Origin of the sequence: Gordonia sp. (in: high G+C Gram-positive bacteria) (assembly GCF_047606305.1) — a bacterium.
Lineage (GTDB): Bacteria > Actinomycetota > Actinomycetes > Mycobacteriales > Mycobacteriaceae > Gordonia.
Map to the genome: position 1 here is coordinate 1 of NZ_JASGER010000086.1, position 18,343 is coordinate 18,343.

Sequence of the window (18,343 nt, forward strand, 5' to 3'; positions counted from 1 at the left end):
CGATGGCCGACCCGGCGGCCAGGCCACCGGCCGTGACCGCGGCGGCGACGAGGCGGAGGAGTCGGCGACGCGGGGTCGTCGAGGGGAGGGGCTGGGACATGGGGGCCTCCGGGGGCGTGATCGATGCGTCGATCCTGCCCACCGTCGGGTGCGCCGAGTGTCCAAGAACCGACACACTTCGGGCAGCAGAACGCGCCGGAACCCAGGGGGTGGTTCCGGCGCGCTCGACTGTCGGGGTGGGTTATCCCGACAGGCTGTTGAACAGGCCCTCGGAGATGCCGTAGGCCTTGATCTCGGTGTAGGCGTCGAAACCCTCGACGCCGCCCTCGCGGCCGATGCCGCTGGCCTTGAAGCCGCCCATCGGCGAGGAGAACCCGGCGCCGTTGCCGTTGACCTCGACCGTGCCGGTGAGGATCCGGCGGGCGACCCCGAGGGCGCGCTCGTCGTCGGCGCTGAACACCGAGCCGTTGAGCCCGTACTGGGAGTTGTTCGCGATGGCGATCGCCTCGTCGTCGTCGGCCGCGGTGTGGACGGTCAGGACGGGGCCGAACACCTCCTCCTGGGCAATCGTCGACGCCGGGTCGACGTCGGCGAACACGGTGGTGTCCACGTAGTAGCCACGGTCGAATCCGGCGGGCCGGCCACCCCCGACGAGCAGCCGGGTGCCGGCGGACTTGGCGGCGTCGACATACCCTTCGACGCGCTTGAGCTGGGTCGCGCTGACCAGCGGGCCGAGCTCGGTCGCCGGGTCGAACGGGTCGCCCACCGGCATGGACTTCACCAGTTCGGTGATCCGCTCGTAGAGCTCCTCGCTGCGGGACTTGGCGACGACGATGCGCGTCTTGTTGGAGCAGACCTGGCCGGTGTTGCGCAGGGACAGCGCCCGGATGGACGGGATGACCGCGTCGAGGTCGGCGTCGTCGAGGACCACCGCCGCCGACTTGCCGCCCAACTCGAGGGTGACGCGACGGATGTCGTGGCCGCAGAGTTCGCCGACGCGGCGGCCGGCCGGCGTGGAGCCGGTGAAGGACACCTTGTCGACGCCGGAGTGGCGGACGAGGTGCTCGCCGGCATCGCGGTCGGCCGCGACGATGTTGACCACGCCGTCGGGAAGACCCGCCTTCTCCAGCATCTCGGCGAGCAGGTAGGCCGAGAGCGGGGTGTCCGGCGCGGGCTTGAGCACCATCGTGCAGCCGGACAGGAGTGCGGGGGCGATCTTGAGCATGCTGGTCAGCAGGGGGGCGTTCCACGGCACGATCGCGCCGACGACGCCGATCGGCACACGGGTCACGAGGGCCTTGCCGTTGATCGCCTGGCGGGTCGAGCTCCAGTTCACCAGCGGCGCGTTGTCGATGAAGCTGTCCAACAGCATGCGGGTGCCGATGGACTGCATGCCGGTGGAGAGGGTGATCGGGCAGCCCATCTCGCTGGTGACCAGCTCGGCGACGTCGCCCTGGTGCTCTTCGAGCTGCTTGCTGACCTTGCGCAGCACGGCGATCCGCTCGTCGAGCGACATCCGGGGCCAGGGGCCCGAGTCGAAGGCGGTGCGCGCTGCGGCGACGGCGCGGTCGATGTCCTCCGGGGCGCCCTTGGGAACGGTCGCGATGACCTCTTCGGTCGCGGGCGAGACCACGTCGAAGGTCGCGCCGGTGGCGGGGGCGACCCACTTGCCGCCGATGTAGAACTTGTCGTAATTGCCTTGCCAGACCACGGTCACTCCTTCGTCGAAAACAAACGCTCACGCTATGAGCTGGCTCACAAAATACCGTACAATATAAAATGCGTTATCGGGAGTCCTTGGTGTGACCCAACCACAGCAGCGGGGATCCGACCAACTCGATCGGCGGCTGGCTCAGCGCGCTCGTCGACACCGTTCCGCACGGTCCGTGCCGGTCGAAGACCGTCGCCGTGCTCACCGCCAGCCCGTCGCCTTCCACCCGGCCCACCGACGCCAGTCCGACCGACGGCCCGACCACCGGGCGGGCCAGGAGCAGCGACACGTCGGGGTTGATGAACGCCAGTCCCTGCGGCCCGACATTGGTGGTGGCGTTCACGACGTCGGAGATCGCCGCGGTGTTCTGGAACGCGGTCGGCTCCTCGCCCTCGACGATCGGGATCTCGAAGTGCCAGAGGTTCAGCGGCTCGCGGTCGGTGGGCGGGCGACCGGGCACCCAGGGGCCACCCGGGGTCTGGTACATCCGCTCGACGTCGTCCGGGTGGTCCTGTCCGTCGGTCGTCGGCGGCACCACCGTCGGCCAGTGCGGGGCGATCCCGCTGGGGGCGGCCGCCGGATCGGGGCGCAGGAACAGGGTGCCGGCGCGGGCGACGGCCCGGCCGGCCTGGAGCAGCTCGGCGTCGACGAGCAGGAGCCGCCGCGAGGAGTGCACGACGCGGGTGCGGGTGGTCGTCGGCACCATCTTGGCCGCCCGGAACAGGTCGAGGGTCCAGCGCACCGGCCGCAGGTCGTCACGGCCCACCTCGATCGCCGCCGCCTCGGCGGCCCGTGCCAATGCCCCGCTCACCGCGAGCCCGCGCATGTGGTCGGCACCCCAGCCACTCCCGGCGCGGGGAGTCGGGAGGAGGGCGCCGGAGGGGTCGCGCCGAAAGCAGGGGCTGCGGGCCATGTCTACTGAGTACCACCAAAGTGAGGTAGGACACGCTGGCTTGTGTATTATATATAATCACTGACCGATGGCCGGACCGCCGACTCGGCGCCCGCACGGCCCAGACGACCAACCCGAAGGGAGCGGTGGCGCATGGCGCTGACCAAGGACGAAGAGGAAATGGTCGCGCTCGTCCGCGACTTCATCGATCGGCGGGTCGTCGGCCACGTGCGGGAGTTCGACGAGCCCGACGTCTACCCCGAGGAATTCATCGAGGAGATGAAGGGACTCGGCTTCTTCGGCCTCCTCGCTCCGGCCGAGTACGGCGGCGTCGACGTGTCGATGGCCTGCTTCGCCCGCGTCTGCGAGGAGCTGGCCCGCGGTTGGATGAGTCTGGCCGGTGCGATCGGCGGCCATTCGGTCATCACCTACCTCATCAAGACCTTCGGCACCCCGGAGCAGAAGGACAAGTACCTCGCGAAGATGGCCGAGGGGGCCATCCGCGCCACGATGGCCCTCACCGAACCCGGCGGCGGCAGCGACCTGCAGGCGATGCGCACCTACGCCGCGCCCGGGCGCCACGAAGCTAGCGGAGCTGGCCCATCAACCGACGGGTACACGATCAGCGGTTCGAAGACCTGGATCTCCAACGCCGCCCACTCGGGCCTGTTCGGCCTGCTCTGCCTCACCGATCGCGAGGCCAAGCCCGCTCACAAGGGCATGAGCGTGATCCTCGTCGAGCCCGGTGACGGCTTCACCATCTCCAAGAAGCTGCCCAAGCTCGGCTACCGCGGAGTCGAGGCGTGTGAGCTCGTCTTCGACGGCCTGCAGGTCCCGGCCGACGCGGTGCTCGGCGGCGAGCCCAACAAGGGGTGGGGCCACATGATGCGCGGCCTGGAGGTCGGGCGCATCCAGGTCGCCTCGCGCGCACTCGGCGTCGGCCAGGCCGCACTGGAGGCGGCCACCAAGTACGCCCAGGAGCGCGAGTCCTTCGGCAAGCCGATCTGGAAGCACCAGTCGGTCGGCAACATGCTCGCCGACATGGCCACCAAGCAGCAGGCCGCACGACTGCTCACCGTCGACGCCGCCGACAAGCTCGACCGCGGCGAGCGCGCCGACATGGAGGCCGGCATGGCCAAGCTGTTCGCGTCGGAGACCGCCATGCAGATCGCCCTGGACGCGATCCGCGTGCACGGCGGCTACGGCTACTCCAAGGAGTACGACGTCGAGCGGTACTTCCGCGACGCCCCGCTGATGATCGTCGGCGAGGGCACCAACGAGATCCAGCGCAACGTCATCGCGGCGCAGCTGATCGCCCGGAACAAGATCTGAGGAGCCCGATGAGCACGCAAGGACTGCGTCGCGCGGCGATCGTCGCCCCGCTGCGCACCCCGGTCGGCACCTTCGGCGGCGCCCTCAAGGACCTGCCCGTCGAGGATCTGGGCGCCACCGCGGTACGGGCGGTGGTCGAGCGCTCGGGCATCGACACCGCCCGGATCGACGACGTGGTGTTCGCCCAGTCGTATGCCAATTCCGAGGTGCCCTGCGTCGGGCGGTGGCTGGCGCTGCACGCCGGTCTGCCCATCGAGGTGCCCGGCATGCAGCTCGACCGCCGCTGCGGCGGCGGCCTCCAGGCCCTGATCACGTCGGCGATGATGGTCCAGACCGGTGGCGCCGACGTGGTGCTGGCCGGCGGGGTCGAGTCGATGAGCCGGATCGAGTACTACTCGACGACGCAGCGGTGGGGGTCACGGGCGGGCAATTCGATGCTCTACGACCGCCTCGACCGCGGCCGCGAGCGTTCCCAGCCGGAGGAGCGGTTCGGGAAGATCTCCGGGATGATCGAGACCGCCGAGAACCTTGCGCAGGACTACGACATCAGCCGCGAGGCCGCCGACGCCTACGCCGCGCGCAGCCACCAGCGGGCGGCCGCCGCGTGGGATGCCGGGAAGTTCGACGAGGAGGTCGTGCCGGTCACCGTGCCCAAGCCCAAAGGGGATCCGGTGACCTTCACGCGCGACGAGGGCATCCGGCCCGACACCACCGTCGAGTCCCTGGCCCGACTGCGCACCGTCACGCCGGGCGGCACCGTCACCGCCGGCAACGCCAGTCAGCAGAACGACGCGGCCGCCGCATGCCTGGTCGTCGCCGAGGACAAGCTCGACGAGCTCGGCCTCACCCCGATCGGCTTCCTCACCGGCTGGGCCGCCGCGGGCTGCGACCCCGCCCGCATGGGCATCGGCCCGGTACCCGCCGTCACGCGACTGGCCCAGCGGGCGGGCACCACCGTCGGCGAGCTGCTCGACGGCACCGACCTGGTCGAACTCAACGAGGCCTTCGCCGTCCAGGTGCTCGCCGTCCTCAAGGGCTGGGGGTGGGACGACCAGGACAGGGTGAACGTCAACGGGTCGGGCATCTCGCTCGGCCACCCCATCGGTGCGACCGGCGTCCGGATGGTGACCACGATGCTGCACGAACTCCACCGGCGCGGCGGCGGCACCGGTCTGGCGACCATGTGCATCGGCGGCGGGCAGGGCCTGGCGGCGACCTTCGAGGGCGTCTGATGACCGACCAGCCCCTGCACGGCATCCGCATCCTCGAAATCGGCGGCTACATCTCGCTGCCCTTCGCGACGTCGCTGCTGTGCTCGCTCGGCGCCGAGGTGGTGAAGGTCGAGAAGCCGATCAGCGGCGACGACTTCCGCCGCCACGACAACGAAGAGGGCTTCTACTTCCGCCAGTTCAACTCGGGCAAGCGCAGTCTGTCGATGGACCTCAAGCGACCCGAGGCCATCGAGGTCCTCAAGGCGCTCATCCCGCACTACGACGTGGTCCTGGAGAACCTGCGTCCGGGCAAGCTCGACGCCATGGGGTTGTCCGAGGCGGAGATCCGCCGGATCAACCCGGGCATCGTGTTCGGCCAGGTCAACGGGTTCGGCGACACCGGCCCGCTCGCCAACCGCCCGGCCTACGACACCATCGGCCACGCCTACGGCGGCCTCTACTCGCAGTTCGGCGACGAGGGCCACCCGACGCTCGCCGGCGGCTTGTCCGCCGACCAGGTGTCCGGCCTGGTCACCGCCTGCGGCGTGCTGGCCGCGCTCGTCGGGAAGATGAAGACCGGTCGGGGGCAGAGCATGCAGACCTCGATCCTGGAAGCAGTCACCACGCTGACGACCGACAGCATCACCCAGTACTTCGACACCGGCAAGAACCCGCACCGCACCAGTCGGCACCCGCAGGCGCAGAACTTCTGCGTTGAGACCGCGTCGGGCGAATTCGTCGCGATGCACCTGTCGTCGTCGCAGAAGTTCTTCGAGGCGCTGTGTCGCGCGATGGACCGCCCCGCCCTCGCCGTCGACGAGCGGTTCACCCCGTACCGCCACCGCGAGGCGAACTACGCGGCCCTCGCCGGTGAGGTCGCCGCCGTCTTCCGCACGCAGCCGATGAGCCACTGGGTGCAGGTGCTCACCCGCGAGGACGTCCCCTTCGCACCCGTGCTGCGCATGTCCGACTTCGTCGACAACGAACAGGTCAAGCACCTCGAGCTCCTCGAGGACAAGAAGGACGGACTGCAACTGGTGCGGCCCCCCTGGCGCTTCGACGGCAGCCGCCCCCATCGCGACCCGCACACGCCGCGGGTCGGTGAGGACAGCCGCGAGGTCGTGGCGCAAGCCGTTCCCGCCGAGCGGATCGACGAGCTGGTCGCCGCCGGCGTGATCTACGTCGACCCCGAGCACGACACCCCCAAGGAGAAGAAATGAAGCCGTACCGTTCGATGCTGTTCGTCCCGGGCCACAAGGGATCGTGGGCCGACAAGGGCGTCGCCTCCGGCACCGACGCCGTCATCCTCGACCTCGAGGACTCGGTCCCGCCGGCCGAGAAGGTCGCCGCCCGCGACGTCGTCGCCGAGACCATCGACCGGCTCACCGAGCAGGGTGTGCGCCCGGACCTGTGGGTGCGCGTCAACCCGGAGGAGACCGGGCTGATGGCCGGCGACCTGGAGGCGGTGGTCCGCCCGGGCCTGACCGGCCTGTTCCTCGCCAAGATCTACAACGCGCGCGACATCGTGCGCCTCGACGCGGTGCTGAGCCACGTGGAGAAGCTGCGCGGCCTGCCCGACGGCCACGTCAAGCTGCTCGCCTGCTTCGAGACCTCCGAGGCGATGGGCACGTGCGAGGCCGTCGTCGCCGCCAGTGACCGGATGGTCTCCGCACTCGGCGCCACCGGGCCCAATGCCGATGCCGGACGCTCGCTGGGTGTCGAGTTCACCCCCGAGGGCCGCGAGACGCTGTACATCCTGAGCCGGATCAACCTGGCCGCCCGCCAACACGGCCTGAACCACCCCGTCGTGGGCGTGTGGCAGGACATCCGGAACCTCGACGGGCTGCGCACCTTCTGCGAGGACAACCGCCGTCTCGGTTATCGCGGACTGGTCGCCATCCACCCGTCGCACGTCGAGGTCGCCAACGAGGTCTTCGGACCCAGCGACGAGGAGGTCGCGACCGCGCGTCGCCTGATCGCCGCCTATCGCGAGGCCGAGGCTTCGGGCAGCTCGGCCGTCGACTTCGAGGGCCAGCACGTCGACATCGCGCACGTGAAGACCGCCGAGGAGGTGATCGCCCTGGCCGATGCCATCGCCGGTGTGGCGTGACGGCATCGGCCGATGAGGTCGGCATAATGTATTAAGTTCGCTAACGCGGGAAGGTGAAGGCGATGGCAGAGATCAACGGGACGGCCCCCCGGCCCTCGGGCGCACGGCAACAGCTGTCCGAGGATGTGGCGGCCTACGTCCGCGAGCTCATCATCTCCGGCAACGTCCTGCCGGGCGACTTCCTGCGCACCGAGCCGATCGCGGCCGCCGTCGGCGTCAGCAACACCCCGGTCCGCGAGGGTCTGCTGATCCTCGCCGGCGAGGGATTCGTCGAACTCGTGCCCCGCCGCGGGTTCGTGGTCAGCGCCTTCAGCCCGCAGGACGTCCGCGACCTGTTCTGGGCGCAGGCGGCCTTCGCCGCGGAGCTGACCCGACGGGCCGCCGAGAACGTCACCGACGAGCAACTCGACCACCTGCGCGCGGTCCTCGCTGAACACGAACGGGCACTGAAGGACGGCGACGACGAGGCGACCGTCCGCTGCGGCCACGACTTCCACCGGACCATCAACATCGCCGCCGATTCGCGGCGTCTCGCGATGATGCTCGGCGGCATCGTGAAGCAGTTGCCCAACCGCTTCTACAACGACATCGAAGGGCACAACGACGACACGATGGCGGCGCACCCGCGGATCATCGAGGCGCTCGCCGAGCGCAACGGTGATCTCGCGGCCGAGCTGATGCGCGCACACATCATGTCCGGTGCCGATGAACTCATCGCCCAGCTGGCCAAACAAGGACTGTGGGCGGAGAGTCACTGACCCAAACGGAGTCAACCGTGACCGACCACCAACGCCGACCGGATTCCGGCGGCGCCCTCGACGACTGCCCGCCCCTGGAACGGGCGGTGGTCTCCTTCATCCAGGACCTGACCTACGACGACCTCGACGCCGCGGCGCTGACGGGAGTCGGACGGCTGTTGCGCGATCAGCTGTCGCTGCAGATCGGCATCTCCCACATGCCGTGGTCGGCGCAGATCCTCGCCTACATCGAGGCCCAGCAGCGCCCCGGCACCAGCAGTGTGGCGGCGTCGACGGAGACGATGAGCGCGATCGACGCGGCTTTCGTCAACGGGTCCTACGGCCACGGCTTCGAATACGACGACGCCCACGGCCCGAGCGAGAGCCATCCGGGCAGCTGCGTCATCCCGGCCGCACTGGCGATCGGCGAGGAGCTCGGCTCGACGATGCGCGAGGTCATCACCGCCATGGTCGCCGGCTACGAGGTGTATGCCCGCCTCGGCGTCCTCGCCTCGCCGGAGTTGCTGAGCCGCGGCTACCAGCCGCACGCGGTGCTCTCGGTCTTCGGCGCCGCGACCGTCGCCGCGAAACTCCGCGGGCTCGACGCGGAGACGACGCTGCACGCGTTGGCGATCGCGCTCAGTTACGCGTCCGGCACCACCGAATACTCGTCGACCGGCGGCTCCATCAAACGCGCCCACGCCGGAATCGGCACCCGCGGCGGCATGTCGGCCGCCGACATGGCGATCGCCGGCATCACCGGTCCGCGGGCCTTCCTCTCCGGGAACAAGGGCTTCTTCCGGGTCTTCTGCGGTCGACCGGCCGCCGACGACGGGCCGGAGCGCTTCACGGTCGATCGGCGCTTCGAGATCGCCGACAACTGGCTCAAGGCCTACTGCGCCTGCTACTGCACCCACGCGTACATCGATGCGCTGCGACCGTTCAGCGCCCGCGCCGCCGACGTCGCCGACGTCCGACTGCGCATCCACCCGGCCTTCGACGTGGTGGTCGGCAACAAGAACGCCAACGCCTTTGCCCCGCGCAACATCGAGCACGTCCAGTACAGTCTGCCGACCCAGGCGGCCTTCGCCCTGCTGGGCATGGGCAACGGCTACCGGGTCCACCGCGATTACCTGGCCGGCGACGTCGACATGACGCCGGTGCTGGCGCTCACCAAACGCATCACCATCGAACCGTCGGAGGAGCTGGCGCAGCGGGACGGGAGCCGCTTCGTCGGCGACGCGACGGTGACCTTCGCCGACGGGTCGCACGAGGACGTGTTCGTCCCCGGTGCGATCGGCACGGACACCAATCCGATGCCCGAGGACGAGCAGGACGCGAAGTTCCTGGAGCTGACCGTCGACACCCTCGGTGAGGCGGGGGCGCGCACGCTGCTGTCGACGTTGCGCGAGTTGGACCCGGCGATGACCGCCGCGCAGGTCATGGCGCTCTGCCGTCCGACCGCCTGACCACCGGCGCGCCGCACCAGCGCGCCGCGGGCACGTGCGACTAGCGGCGTGCGGTCAGAACCGTCTCGGCGCGCCGCTGCGCCTTGGCACACCGGGCGACGGCGCGCGCCCGCTCCGGGCCGTCGGTCGAGGCGAGATGGGCGTGCAGGCGCGCCTTGGCGGCGTACCAGGCGGACACCACGTCGGGCGGGGCGTCGGGGCCGGGGCGTGCGAGGGCCAGCTGCGTCATCTCGCTGACTATGTTCACCACTCGCCTCCGATTACTGTGACCAGTTTCATATAAAATATTATCCATAATCAGAGTTGTCAACCCCTCGCTCGCACCGAAAACCATGCCCGAGCTGGCGCCTCGGAAATGTCCACAAACCTGGACAGTGATTCCAATCGGCCGAGCCTAGGTTGTAAGCCAGATCACCACACGACTGAAGGAGACCGTCCATGGCCGACCAACTCAACCCGATCGTCGACGTCCACAACCGTGGCCTGGAGGCGCACGACAAGGACCTGTTCCGCACCGTCTTCGCCGACGATGTGAAGGTGGAGATGCCCGGGTCGTCCTTCGAGGGCGTCGACGGGTTGCTGCAGACCATCGAGGTCTTCTACACCGCCTTCCCCGACATCAAGCTGACCCCGCGCCAGGTGTGGGCCGACGAGAACGGCGTCGTCGCCGAGCAGGTGTTCACCGGCACCCACACCGGCCCGCTGGCCACCGCCGAGGGCGAGGTGCCGCCGACCGGCAAGCCGGTCACCTTCGGCCTCATCGACACGTTCCTGGTCAAGGACGGCAAAGTGACCGACCACCGTGTCTACTACGACAACCTCTCGTTCCTGAGCCAGCTCGGACTCGCCGGCGGCTAGGCCGCCGGCCCACAGACATCGGTCCCCCTGCCGCGGCCGCGGCAGGGGGGACCGATTCCATTCGTCGCCGGGTCAGTCGTCGAAGACGATCACCCCGCGCAGGTTCTTGCCGGAGTTCATATCCGCGTAGCCCTGGTTGACCTCGTCCAGGCGGTAGCGCGACGTCACCAGCTCGTCCAGGTGCAGGTAGCCCTGCTTGTACAGGTCGAGCTGGGCCGGGATGTCGGCGAGCGGATTGCTGGAGCCGAACAGGGAGCCCTGCAACCGCTTCTGCATCAGGATCAGGTGGTGCAGGTCGATGTCGCCGTCCTTGACGGTGGCGTCGCCGATGCCGGTGGCGACGGTCGTGCCGCCCTTGCGGGTGGCCTCCAGTGCCTGGCCGATGTGCTTGCCGGTGGTGATGCCGACGGTGACGATCGTCTGGTCGGCGCCCTGGCCGTTGGTGATCGATCGGGCGTAGTCCGCGGCGGCGTCGATGTCCTCGAAGGCGTGGGTGGCCCCGAGCTTCATCGCCCAATCCCGCTTGAACTCGACGGGGTCGACCGCGATCACCGCGCGGGCCCCCGCGTGAGCGGCTCCCTGCACGGCGTTGATGCCGATTCCGCCGATGCCCATGACGATGGTGACGTCGCCCGGCTGCACCTCACCGGAGTTGACCGACGCGCCCCATCCGGTGCCGACGCCGCAACCGGCCAGACAGGCCACCTCGAAGGGGATCGACGGGTCGTACTTGATCGCCGAGATGGCCGACACGGTGACGTGCTCGGCAAAGGTGCCCAGGCTCGCCAGCGCGCCCACCGGCTGACCGTCGAGGGAGAGTCGGTAGGTGCCCGGATCCTCGAAGCGCGACCCGGTGGACAGGAAGGCGCCGAGGTCGCACAGGTTTTGCATGCCCTGCGAGCACCACTTGCACCGCCCGCAGACCGGGAGGAAGGAGAAGACCACGTGGTCGCCGATCTCGAACCCGTCGGTGTCCGGGCCGATGGCCTCGACGACGCCGGCACCCTCGTGACCGAGCACGATCGGGAAGACGCCGGGAGTCTGCGTGCCCTTGGCGAAGTGGTCGTCGGAGTGACACAGGCCGGCGGCGCGCATCTTCACGCGGATCTCGCCCTTGCGCAGGTCGTCCATCTCGAGCTCGAGGATCTCCAGCTCGCCCGGTGACGTCTTCAGCACCGCCGCTTTCGTCTTCATCTCTTACCTCCACTTTCGCGAGGCGGTGTTGGCGCCTCTGTTTATCGGGTTCTCACGCGCGTCCGTTCAGGGTGCGATCACCACGAGAGACTCGGCCACGCACGCGGGCTTGGCGGCGCCCTGTGCGGTCACGACGTACTTGATCGTCGCGACGGCACCGGACGGGTTCTCGGTCACGTCGAGCAGGGTCGCGGTCGCGCTGAGCGTGCTGCCGACCGGGACGGGGGAGGGGAAGCGGACCTTGTTGACGCCGTAGTTGATCCGCGCGCCGCCGAAGGCGAAGTCGAGCAGCCCGGCGCCCAGGACGGGGAGCAGCGACAGGGTCAGGTAGCCGTGGGCGATCGTGGTGCCGTACGGACCGTCCTTGGCGCGCTCGGGATCGACGTGGATCCACTGGTGGTCGCCGGTGGCGTCGGCGAACAGGTTGATGCGCTCCTGGTCGACGACGAGGGATTCGCCCGGGCCCACCTCCTCGCCGATCGCCGCGCGCGCCTCGTCGACGGATCCGAATGTGCGTCCCATGGGTGGTCCTTCCTCAGCGGGGTGTCAGTTCGAGAACGGTGCCGGCGCCGCCGTCGATGCCGCGCGGGCCGAACAGTTCCACAGTCTTGCCGGTCTCGGTGGCGCGCGAGCGCAGTGTGGCCGATTGCCCGCAGAACAGGGGCGCGGCGTTGCGGTGCGCCAGGGAGGCCAATGGGGCATCGCCGGCGAGGCGATGGGTCTGCGCGAGTGCGAGGGTCATCAGCGGACCGTGGACGACGAGGCCGGGATAGCCCTCGACCCCGGTCGCGTACGGCCAGTCGTAGTGGATCCGGTGCGCGTTCGCGGTGGCGGCGGAGAACCGCATGAGCAGCGTGGGGTCCGTGCGGAAGTCCCACTGGTCGACGCCCGACGCGACGATCGGCGGGCCGACCGGGGTGGCTTTCGATGCCGGGCCGGGGTCCGCTTTCGGGCCGTCACCGGGTGCGGCGGCCTCACGGTAGATGATGTTCTGCTTCTCGACGACCCCGGGCGAGCCGTCGGGGGCGAAAAGCGTCGTCGACGTCACGACGACGACGAGCTTGCCGCTGCGCCCATCCTTCTCGGTGACCGACTCGACGGTGGCCTCGCGTCGGATCTCGTCGCCCACGCGCAGGGTGCCGCCGAACTCCACCGACCCGCCGGCGAACATGCGGCGCGGGAGCTCGACCGGTGGCAGGAAGGAGCCGCGGAACGGGTGGCCGTCGACGCTCAACTGCGACGAGGGCGACCACCGGGGCAGGGCCACCCAGTGCCACAGCGGCGGCAGGGGGTCACCGGGGGCGGGGGCCGGCAGACCGTCGTCGAACAGCGCCGCGAGCGCGGCCACCGGACCGGGGTCCAGGTGCTCGACGGTGGTGACGGTGTGCGGCTCCCAGGTCATCACATGTACCGCCCGCCGGTCACTTCCAGGACCGTGCCGGTCATGTAGGACGACAGGTCGCTGGCGAGGAACACCGCGACCTTGGCGATCTCGTCGGGCTCGCCCGCGCGGCCCATCGGGATCTCGGCCATCTTGGAGTCCCACGCCTCCTTGGGCATCGCCTCGGTCATCGCGGTGCGGATGAGGCCCGGTTGGATCGAGTTGATGCGCACCCCCTTGGCGGCGACCTCCTTGGCCGCGGCCTTGCTCATGGCCGCGATGCCGGCCTTGGCGGCCGAGTAGTTCGTCTGGCCGAAGTTGCCGACCTTGCCCGAGATCGAGGACATGTTCACGATCGCGCCGCTGCCCTGTTCGCGCATGATGTCCGCGGCGAGCTTGGTGCCCAGCCAGGTGCCCTTGAGGTGCACCGAGATCACCTGGTCGAACTGCTCCTCGGTCATCTTCCGCATCGAGGCGTCACGGGTGATGCCGGCGTTGTTGACCAGGACGTCGAGCGACCCGAAGCGGTCGACCGCGGTCTTGAGCATCGCGGCGACGTCGTCGGCGGAGGTCACGTTGGCGGCCACGCCGACGGCGACGTCGGGTCCGATCGCGGCCGCGGCCGTCGCGACCTGGTCGGCGTTCATGTCGGCGAGGACCACCTTGGCGCCCTCGTCGACGAAGCGCTGGGCGATGGCCAGGCCGATGCCCTGCGCCGCGCCGGTGATCACCGCGGTCTTGCCTTCGAGAAGTCCGGTCATTGTCGATGCCTTTTCTGTCGTGTGTTCGTCAGGTCATTCGGCGCGCGCGAGGATTCGCTCGGCGCGGTCCAGGACGGGTTTGTCGACCATCTCGCCGTCGACTGCGGCCACGGCCCCGGCGGTGGCGAACGCGTCGACGATCTTGCGGGCCCACGCGATCTCGTCGGCGCCGGGGGCGAAGGCGTCGGCGACGACGGCGACCTGGCGCGGGTGGATGCAGAGCTTGCCGGCGAAGCCGAGGCGGCGGGCCTGGTGCGTCTCGGCGGTGAGTCGGGCGGCGTCGTCGACGGCGGCGGTGACCCCGTCGATCGGGCCCGCCAACCCGGCGGCCGCGGCGGCCAGCACCAGATTGCCGCGGGTCGCCGCCAGCGCCTGCTGATCGGTGGGGTCGATGCCGAGTTCGGCGGCCAGGTCGAAACTGCCCAGCGCCAGGCGGCGGATCCCGGGCAGGGTGGCGATCTGCGGGGCGCTCAAGACGCCGCGGGCGGTCTCGATGAGCGCGATCATGAGTGGGGCCAAGCCGCGGGCGTCGCCGATCCGGCGCAACTGCTCGGGGTCCTCGGCCTTGGGGACCATGATGGCGCACCGCAGGTCGTGCAGCGCCGCCAGATCCGACCGCAGCAGCCCGGAACCGGGGGCGTTGACGCGCACCACGGCGTCGTTGCCCTCGGCGATCCAGCGCGCGACGTTGCGTCGGGCCGTCTCCTTGTCCCCGGCGGCGACCGCGTCCTCCAGGTCGAGGACCACCAGGTCGGCACCGGCGGCGGCCGCCTTCTCGAAGCGCTCGGGCCGGTCACCGGGGACGAACAGGAAGGTCGCCGCGGTGTGCACCGCGTCGGCCAGGCGCTGGTCGGCCGAGGCGGGTCCGTCGATGTCGTGGTTGTGCTTGCGCGGGGGCATCAGCCGCGGGCCTCCTTCTTGGCCTGCTTGACCAGCCCGCCGCCGATGATGAGGCGCTGGATCTCGCTGGTGCCCTCGTAGAGGCGGAGCAGGCGGACGTCGCGGTAGATGCGCTCGACCGTCGTCTCACGCATGTAGCCGCTGCCGCCGTGGACCTGGACCGCCTTGTCGGCGACCTGCCCGACCATCTCGGTGCAGAACAGCTTGGCGACCGACGGCGCGATGCGCCGGTCCTCCTCGCCGACCCATTTGGCGGCGGCGTCGCGGACCAGTGCGCGACCGGCCATGATGCCGGTCTGCATGTCGGCGATGTGGCCCTGCACGAGTTGGAAGTCGCCGATCGGGGTGCCGCCCTGGGTGGTGACCGCGACGTGGCGCAGCGATTCGTCGAGGGCGCGCTGTGCCGACCCGACGGCCAGCGCGGCGATGTGCACCCGACCGCGGGCGAGCGAGATCATCGCGGCCCGGTAGCCGGTGTCGACGTCACCGCCGACGACCGCCGAGTCGGGCACCCGCACACCGGAGTAGGCGACGTTCGAGGTCCACGCGCCCTGCTGACCCATCTTCGCGTCGTGTGGGGCGACGGTCAGGCCCTCGGTGTCGGCGGGGACGAGGAAGACCGCGATCCCCGGGCCGTTCGCATCGGCCGGGCGGGTACGGGCGAAGGTGACGAAGAGGTCGGCGTTGGGGGCGTTGGTGATGAAGCACTTCTCACCGTCGATCACCCAGTCGTCGCCGTCGCGGACCGCCTTGGTGCGCAGGCCGGCGGGGTTGGACCCGGCGCCGGGCTCGGTGAGGGCGAAGGAGGCGACCACCTCGCCGGAGGCGATCTTCTCCAGCCATTGGGCCTTCTGCTCGTCGGTGCCGAAGTTGACGAGCACCTGGCCGGCGATGCCGTTGTTCGTGCCGAACATCGAGCGCAGCGCGAGACAGGTGTAGCCGAACTCCATCGCCAGCTCGACGTCCTGGGCGAGGTTGAGCCCCAGGCCGCCCCACTCCTGGGGGATGGCGTAGCCGAACAGGCCCATGTCCATCGCGGCCTGCCGGATGTCGTCGGGCATCTTGTCCTCGTCGGCGATCTCCTTCTCCCGCGGGACGACCTTGGTCCGGATGAAGTCGCGCACGGAGGCGTGGATGGCGGCAAAGTCCTCGGCGTCGACCTCGGGGCCGGCGACCGCCGGGCTCGTCTCAGGCATTCATCGTCTCCTCGTCGGGGGTGTGGGCGGTGCAGCGGATCGGTTCCCGCTGATCATCCCTGGTGGGCCGGTCAGTTTGTGTGATGGCCCCCACTATGTGTAAAGCATAATATACAATCTGGCGACAAGACCAGAGTGAGAACCGACCAATCCCGAGAGGACGACCATGCCAGGGCTGTATTTCGAAGAGTTTGAAAAAGGACAGGTCATCGACCACGAGGTGCGCCGCACAGTCACCGAGGCGGACAACATGTTGTTCTCCACGATGACGCTGAACATGGCGCCCCTGCACCTGGACGCCGAGTACTCCGCGCACTCGATCCACGGCCAGCGCCTGGTCAACAGCCTGTTCCTGCTGGGCCTCGTCTGCGGCATCTCGATGCACGAGACGACCTACGGGACGACCCTGGGCAACCTGGGCTTCACCGAGACGAAGTTCCCCAAGCCGACCTTCCACGGCGACACCATCCGGGTGCGCACCGAGATCGTCGACAAGCGCGAGTCCAAGAGCCGCGACGACTCGGGCATCGTCACCTTCCGCCACCAGGGCATCAACCAGCGCGACGAGGTCGTGTGCGACACCCTGCGCGTCGGCCTGATGATCAAGAAGTCCTCGCTCTCCGACGAGGACGCGTAGTCACATGTCCGACGAGCTCGATTGGGTTCCCGGCCCTGACGTCGTCGCGCGCAGCCGCCTCTTCGCGGCGCTGCGCAAGTGGGGCTACGGCGACGACCGGTCGGGCTTCGCCCAGCTGAACCGGCGGGCCATCGACGACCCCGAATGGTTCTGGCGCGTCGTCGTCGAGGACCTGGGCGTCGACTTCACCGCGCCGTTCGACAAGGTCCTGGACGAATCCGACGGCAAGCCCTTCCCGAAGTGGTTCACCGGTGGGCGGATCAACCTCGCGCACCTGTCCAGCCACCGCCACGCCCAGGGCCCGCTGCGGGACAAGACCGCGGTCGTCTACGAGGGCGACAACGGTCAGCGGCGCACGCTGACCTACGCCGAACTGGACCGGAAGGTCCGCGAACTCGCCGCCAACCTCGCGCAGTTCGGCGTCGGCAAGGGCGACCGGGTCGTGCTGTTCATGCCGGTCGTCCCGGAGGCGCCGGTCGCCTTCCTGGCGATCGCCATGCTCGGCGCCGTCGCGGTCCCGACCTTCAGCGGATACGCGGCCGATGCGCTCGCCACCCGCATCCAGGATTCGGAGGCCAAGGTCCTCATCACCGCCGACGGGACGACCCGGCGCGGCAAGACGGTCCCCATGAAGGCGACCGCCGACGAGGCGCTGGCGCTCTCGCCGAGCGTGACCGACGTCGTCGTGGTGCGCCACCTCGGCGAGGACGTGCCGATGACCGAGGGGCGCGACCACTACCTCGACGACTTGCCGGCGGCCCCGCCGGTGACGACCGCGGCGACCGAGTCGAACGACCCGCTCTGCCTGGTCTACACCTCGGGCACCACCGGCCGGCCCAAGGGCATCGTGCACAGCCACGGCGGCTTCGCGGTCAAGTGCGCGGTCGACTTCGCCTACGGGTTCGACGTCGACTCCTCGGACACGGTCAGTTGGATCACCGACCTCGGCTGGCTCGTCGGCCCGATGATGTTCTGCGGTCCGCTGCAGCTGGGAGCCACGATCGTCATGATCGAGGGCCTGCCGGTGTACCCGACGGCCGACCGCATGTGGGATGTGCTGAACCGCAACGAGGTCACCGTCACCGGCATCGCCCCGACCGCCGCCCGCGCGATGCGCGCGGCCGGCGCGGAGGCGATCCGCGAGGTCCCCACGCTCAAGTCCTTCGTCTCGACCGGTGAGGCGTGGGACGAGCCGACGTGGTGGTGGCTGTTCACCGAGATCGGCCAGGGCACCCGCCCGATCATCAACTTCAGCGGCGGCACCGAGGTCGGCGGCGGCCTCATCATCGGTTACCCCGGCATGGCGGCACCGGCCGCGGCCTTCACCGATCCGCTGCCCGGGATCGACGTCGCGGTCCTCGACGATCAGGGCCGACGGGTCGTCGACCAGATCGGCGAGCTGGCCGTGCTCAACACGTTCCCCGGCATGACCCACGCCTTCTGGGGCGATCGGGACCGCTACCTCGCGACGTACTGGGACCGGTTCGAGGGCGTGTGGATCCACGGCGACCTGGCCAGCGTCGACAAGGACGGCTACTGGCGCATCCACGGCCGCTCCGACGACACCCTGAAGCTGTCCGGCCGTCGCGTCGGGCCCGCCGAGATCGAGGCGGCCGTGCTCAAGGACAACCGGATCGCCGAGGTCGCGGTCATCGGCGTCCCCGATGACGCGCGCGGCATGCGCGCGGTGGCCTTCGTGGTGCCCCGCGGGGCCGATGCCGACGTCGAGGATCTGCAGGCCACGGCCGCCCAGAACGCCGGCAAGGGCTTCGCGCCCGAGATCGTCGCCGTGCCGACCCTGCCGAAGACGAAGAACGGCAAGATCATGCGGCGCCTCATCCGTTCCCGGTTCCTCGGCGAACCGACCGGAGACCTGTCCGCGCTCGACCCGGCCACGCCGATCGACAACATCCCCACCCGATAAACCGACGACCCGACCGCCCGACGACCAGGA

Annotated in this window: 18 protein-coding genes; 9 read left to right on the forward strand and 9 right to left on the reverse strand. The window is 69.7% G+C overall.

Going from position 1 to position 18,343, the window contains the following annotated elements; all coding sequences use genetic code 11:
* Window positions 1-241 precede the first annotated feature (241 nt).
* Both QM634_RS12485 and QM634_RS12490 read right to left on the reverse strand, forming a co-directional pair.
* The gene (locus QM634_RS12485; RefSeq protein WP_415043101.1) at window positions 242-1,711 is read right to left on the reverse strand and encodes an aldehyde dehydrogenase; all 1,470 of its coding nucleotides are present in this window, start codon (window positions 1,709-1,711) and stop codon (window positions 242-244) included.
* 73 nt (window positions 1,712-1,784) lie between these two features.
* Entirely contained in the window at window positions 1,785-2,624 is an 840-nt protein-coding gene (locus QM634_RS12490) for an acyl-CoA thioesterase domain-containing protein (protein ID WP_415043102.1), read from the reverse strand.
* A gap of 132 nt (window positions 2,625-2,756) precedes the next feature.
* Between QM634_RS12490 and QM634_RS12495 the strand changes: the two genes are divergently transcribed.
* The 6 genes from QM634_RS12495 (at window position 2,757) to QM634_RS12520 (ending at window position 9,462) form a co-directional block, all read left to right on the forward strand.
* Window positions 2,757-3,935, forward strand: coding sequence for an acyl-CoA dehydrogenase family protein (locus tag QM634_RS12495; RefSeq protein WP_415043103.1), 1,179 nt, complete (start codon window positions 2,757-2,759; stop codon window positions 3,933-3,935).
* A gap of 8 nt (window positions 3,936-3,943) precedes the next feature.
* Window positions 3,944-5,167, forward strand: a complete 1,224-nt coding sequence (locus QM634_RS12500; RefSeq protein WP_415043104.1) for an acetyl-CoA C-acetyltransferase — start codon at window positions 3,944-3,946, stop codon at window positions 5,165-5,167.
* The gene (locus tag QM634_RS12505) at window positions 5,167-6,366 is read left to right on the forward strand and encodes a CaiB/BaiF CoA transferase family protein (RefSeq protein WP_415043105.1); all 1,200 of its coding nucleotides are present in this window, start codon (window positions 5,167-5,169) and stop codon (window positions 6,364-6,366) included. Before QM634_RS12500 ends, QM634_RS12505 begins: the two co-directional genes overlap by 1 nt.
* Window positions 6,363-7,256, forward strand: a complete 894-nt coding sequence (locus QM634_RS12510; protein ID WP_415043106.1) for an HpcH/HpaI aldolase/citrate lyase family protein — start codon at window positions 6,363-6,365, stop codon at window positions 7,254-7,256. Before QM634_RS12505 ends, QM634_RS12510 begins: the two co-directional genes overlap by 4 nt.
* A 62-nt stretch (window positions 7,257-7,318) precedes the next feature.
* Window positions 7,319-8,014: a GntR family transcriptional regulator gene (locus QM634_RS12515; RefSeq protein ID WP_415043107.1), complete on the forward strand. Its 696-nt coding sequence runs from the start codon at window positions 7,319-7,321 to the stop codon at window positions 8,012-8,014.
* 17 nt (window positions 8,015-8,031) lie between these two features.
* Window positions 8,032-9,462: an MmgE/PrpD family protein gene (locus QM634_RS12520; protein WP_415043108.1), complete on the forward strand. Its 1,431-nt coding sequence runs from the start codon at window positions 8,032-8,034 to the stop codon at window positions 9,460-9,462.
* A 40-nt stretch (window positions 9,463-9,502) separates the two neighbouring features.
* Here the strand turns inward: QM634_RS12520 and QM634_RS12525 are convergent, their stop codons facing one another.
* Complete coding sequence (locus QM634_RS12525; protein ID WP_415043109.1) at window positions 9,503-9,691, reverse strand: hypothetical protein; 189 nt, start codon at window positions 9,689-9,691, stop codon at window positions 9,503-9,505.
* A 209-nt stretch (window positions 9,692-9,900) separates the two neighbouring features.
* Between QM634_RS12525 and QM634_RS12530 the strand changes: the two genes are divergently transcribed.
* The gene (locus QM634_RS12530; protein WP_415043110.1) at window positions 9,901-10,320 is read left to right on the forward strand and encodes an ester cyclase; all 420 of its coding nucleotides are present in this window, start codon (window positions 9,901-9,903) and stop codon (window positions 10,318-10,320) included.
* 72 nt (window positions 10,321-10,392) lie between these two features.
* Here QM634_RS12530 and QM634_RS12535 read toward each other — a convergent pair whose 3' ends face one another.
* From QM634_RS12535 to QM634_RS12560, 6 genes are all read right to left on the reverse strand, one after another.
* Window positions 10,393-11,514, reverse strand: a complete 1,122-nt coding sequence (locus QM634_RS12535) for an NDMA-dependent alcohol dehydrogenase (RefSeq protein ID WP_415043111.1) — start codon at window positions 11,512-11,514, stop codon at window positions 10,393-10,395.
* Window positions 11,515-11,580: 66 nt separating this feature from the next.
* Window positions 11,581-12,036 (reverse strand): MaoC family dehydratase, encoded by a 456-nt coding sequence (locus tag QM634_RS12540; RefSeq protein ID WP_415043112.1) that lies wholly within the window; start codon window positions 12,034-12,036, stop codon window positions 11,581-11,583.
* 13 nt (window positions 12,037-12,049) lie between these two features.
* Complete coding sequence (locus QM634_RS12545) at window positions 12,050-12,916, reverse strand: MaoC family dehydratase N-terminal domain-containing protein (protein WP_415043113.1); 867 nt, start codon at window positions 12,914-12,916, stop codon at window positions 12,050-12,052.
* Window positions 12,916-13,656: a 3-oxoacyl-ACP reductase FabG gene (gene fabG, locus QM634_RS12550; protein ID WP_415043114.1), complete on the reverse strand. Its 741-nt coding sequence runs from the start codon at window positions 13,654-13,656 to the stop codon at window positions 12,916-12,918. Before fabG ends, QM634_RS12545 begins: the two co-directional genes overlap by 1 nt.
* A 33-nt stretch (window positions 13,657-13,689) precedes the next feature.
* Window positions 13,690-14,556: an HpcH/HpaI aldolase/citrate lyase family protein gene (locus tag QM634_RS12555; protein WP_415043115.1), complete on the reverse strand. Its 867-nt coding sequence runs from the start codon at window positions 14,554-14,556 to the stop codon at window positions 13,690-13,692.
* Window positions 14,556-15,752 (reverse strand): acyl-CoA dehydrogenase family protein, encoded by a 1,197-nt coding sequence (locus tag QM634_RS12560; protein WP_415043116.1) that lies wholly within the window; start codon window positions 15,750-15,752, stop codon window positions 14,556-14,558. Before QM634_RS12560 ends, QM634_RS12555 begins: the two co-directional genes overlap by 1 nt.
* Window positions 15,753-15,918: 166 nt before the next feature.
* Here QM634_RS12560 and QM634_RS12565 point away from each other — a divergent pair, with 166 nt between their 5' ends.
* The gene (locus tag QM634_RS12565) at window positions 15,919-16,389 is read left to right on the forward strand and encodes a MaoC family dehydratase (RefSeq protein WP_415043117.1); all 471 of its coding nucleotides are present in this window, start codon (window positions 15,919-15,921) and stop codon (window positions 16,387-16,389) included.
* A gap of 4 nt (window positions 16,390-16,393) precedes the next feature.
* Window positions 16,394-18,313, forward strand: coding sequence for an AMP-binding protein (locus QM634_RS12570; RefSeq protein ID WP_415043118.1), 1,920 nt, complete (start codon window positions 16,394-16,396; stop codon window positions 18,311-18,313).
* Window positions 18,314-18,343 lie beyond the last annotated feature (30 nt).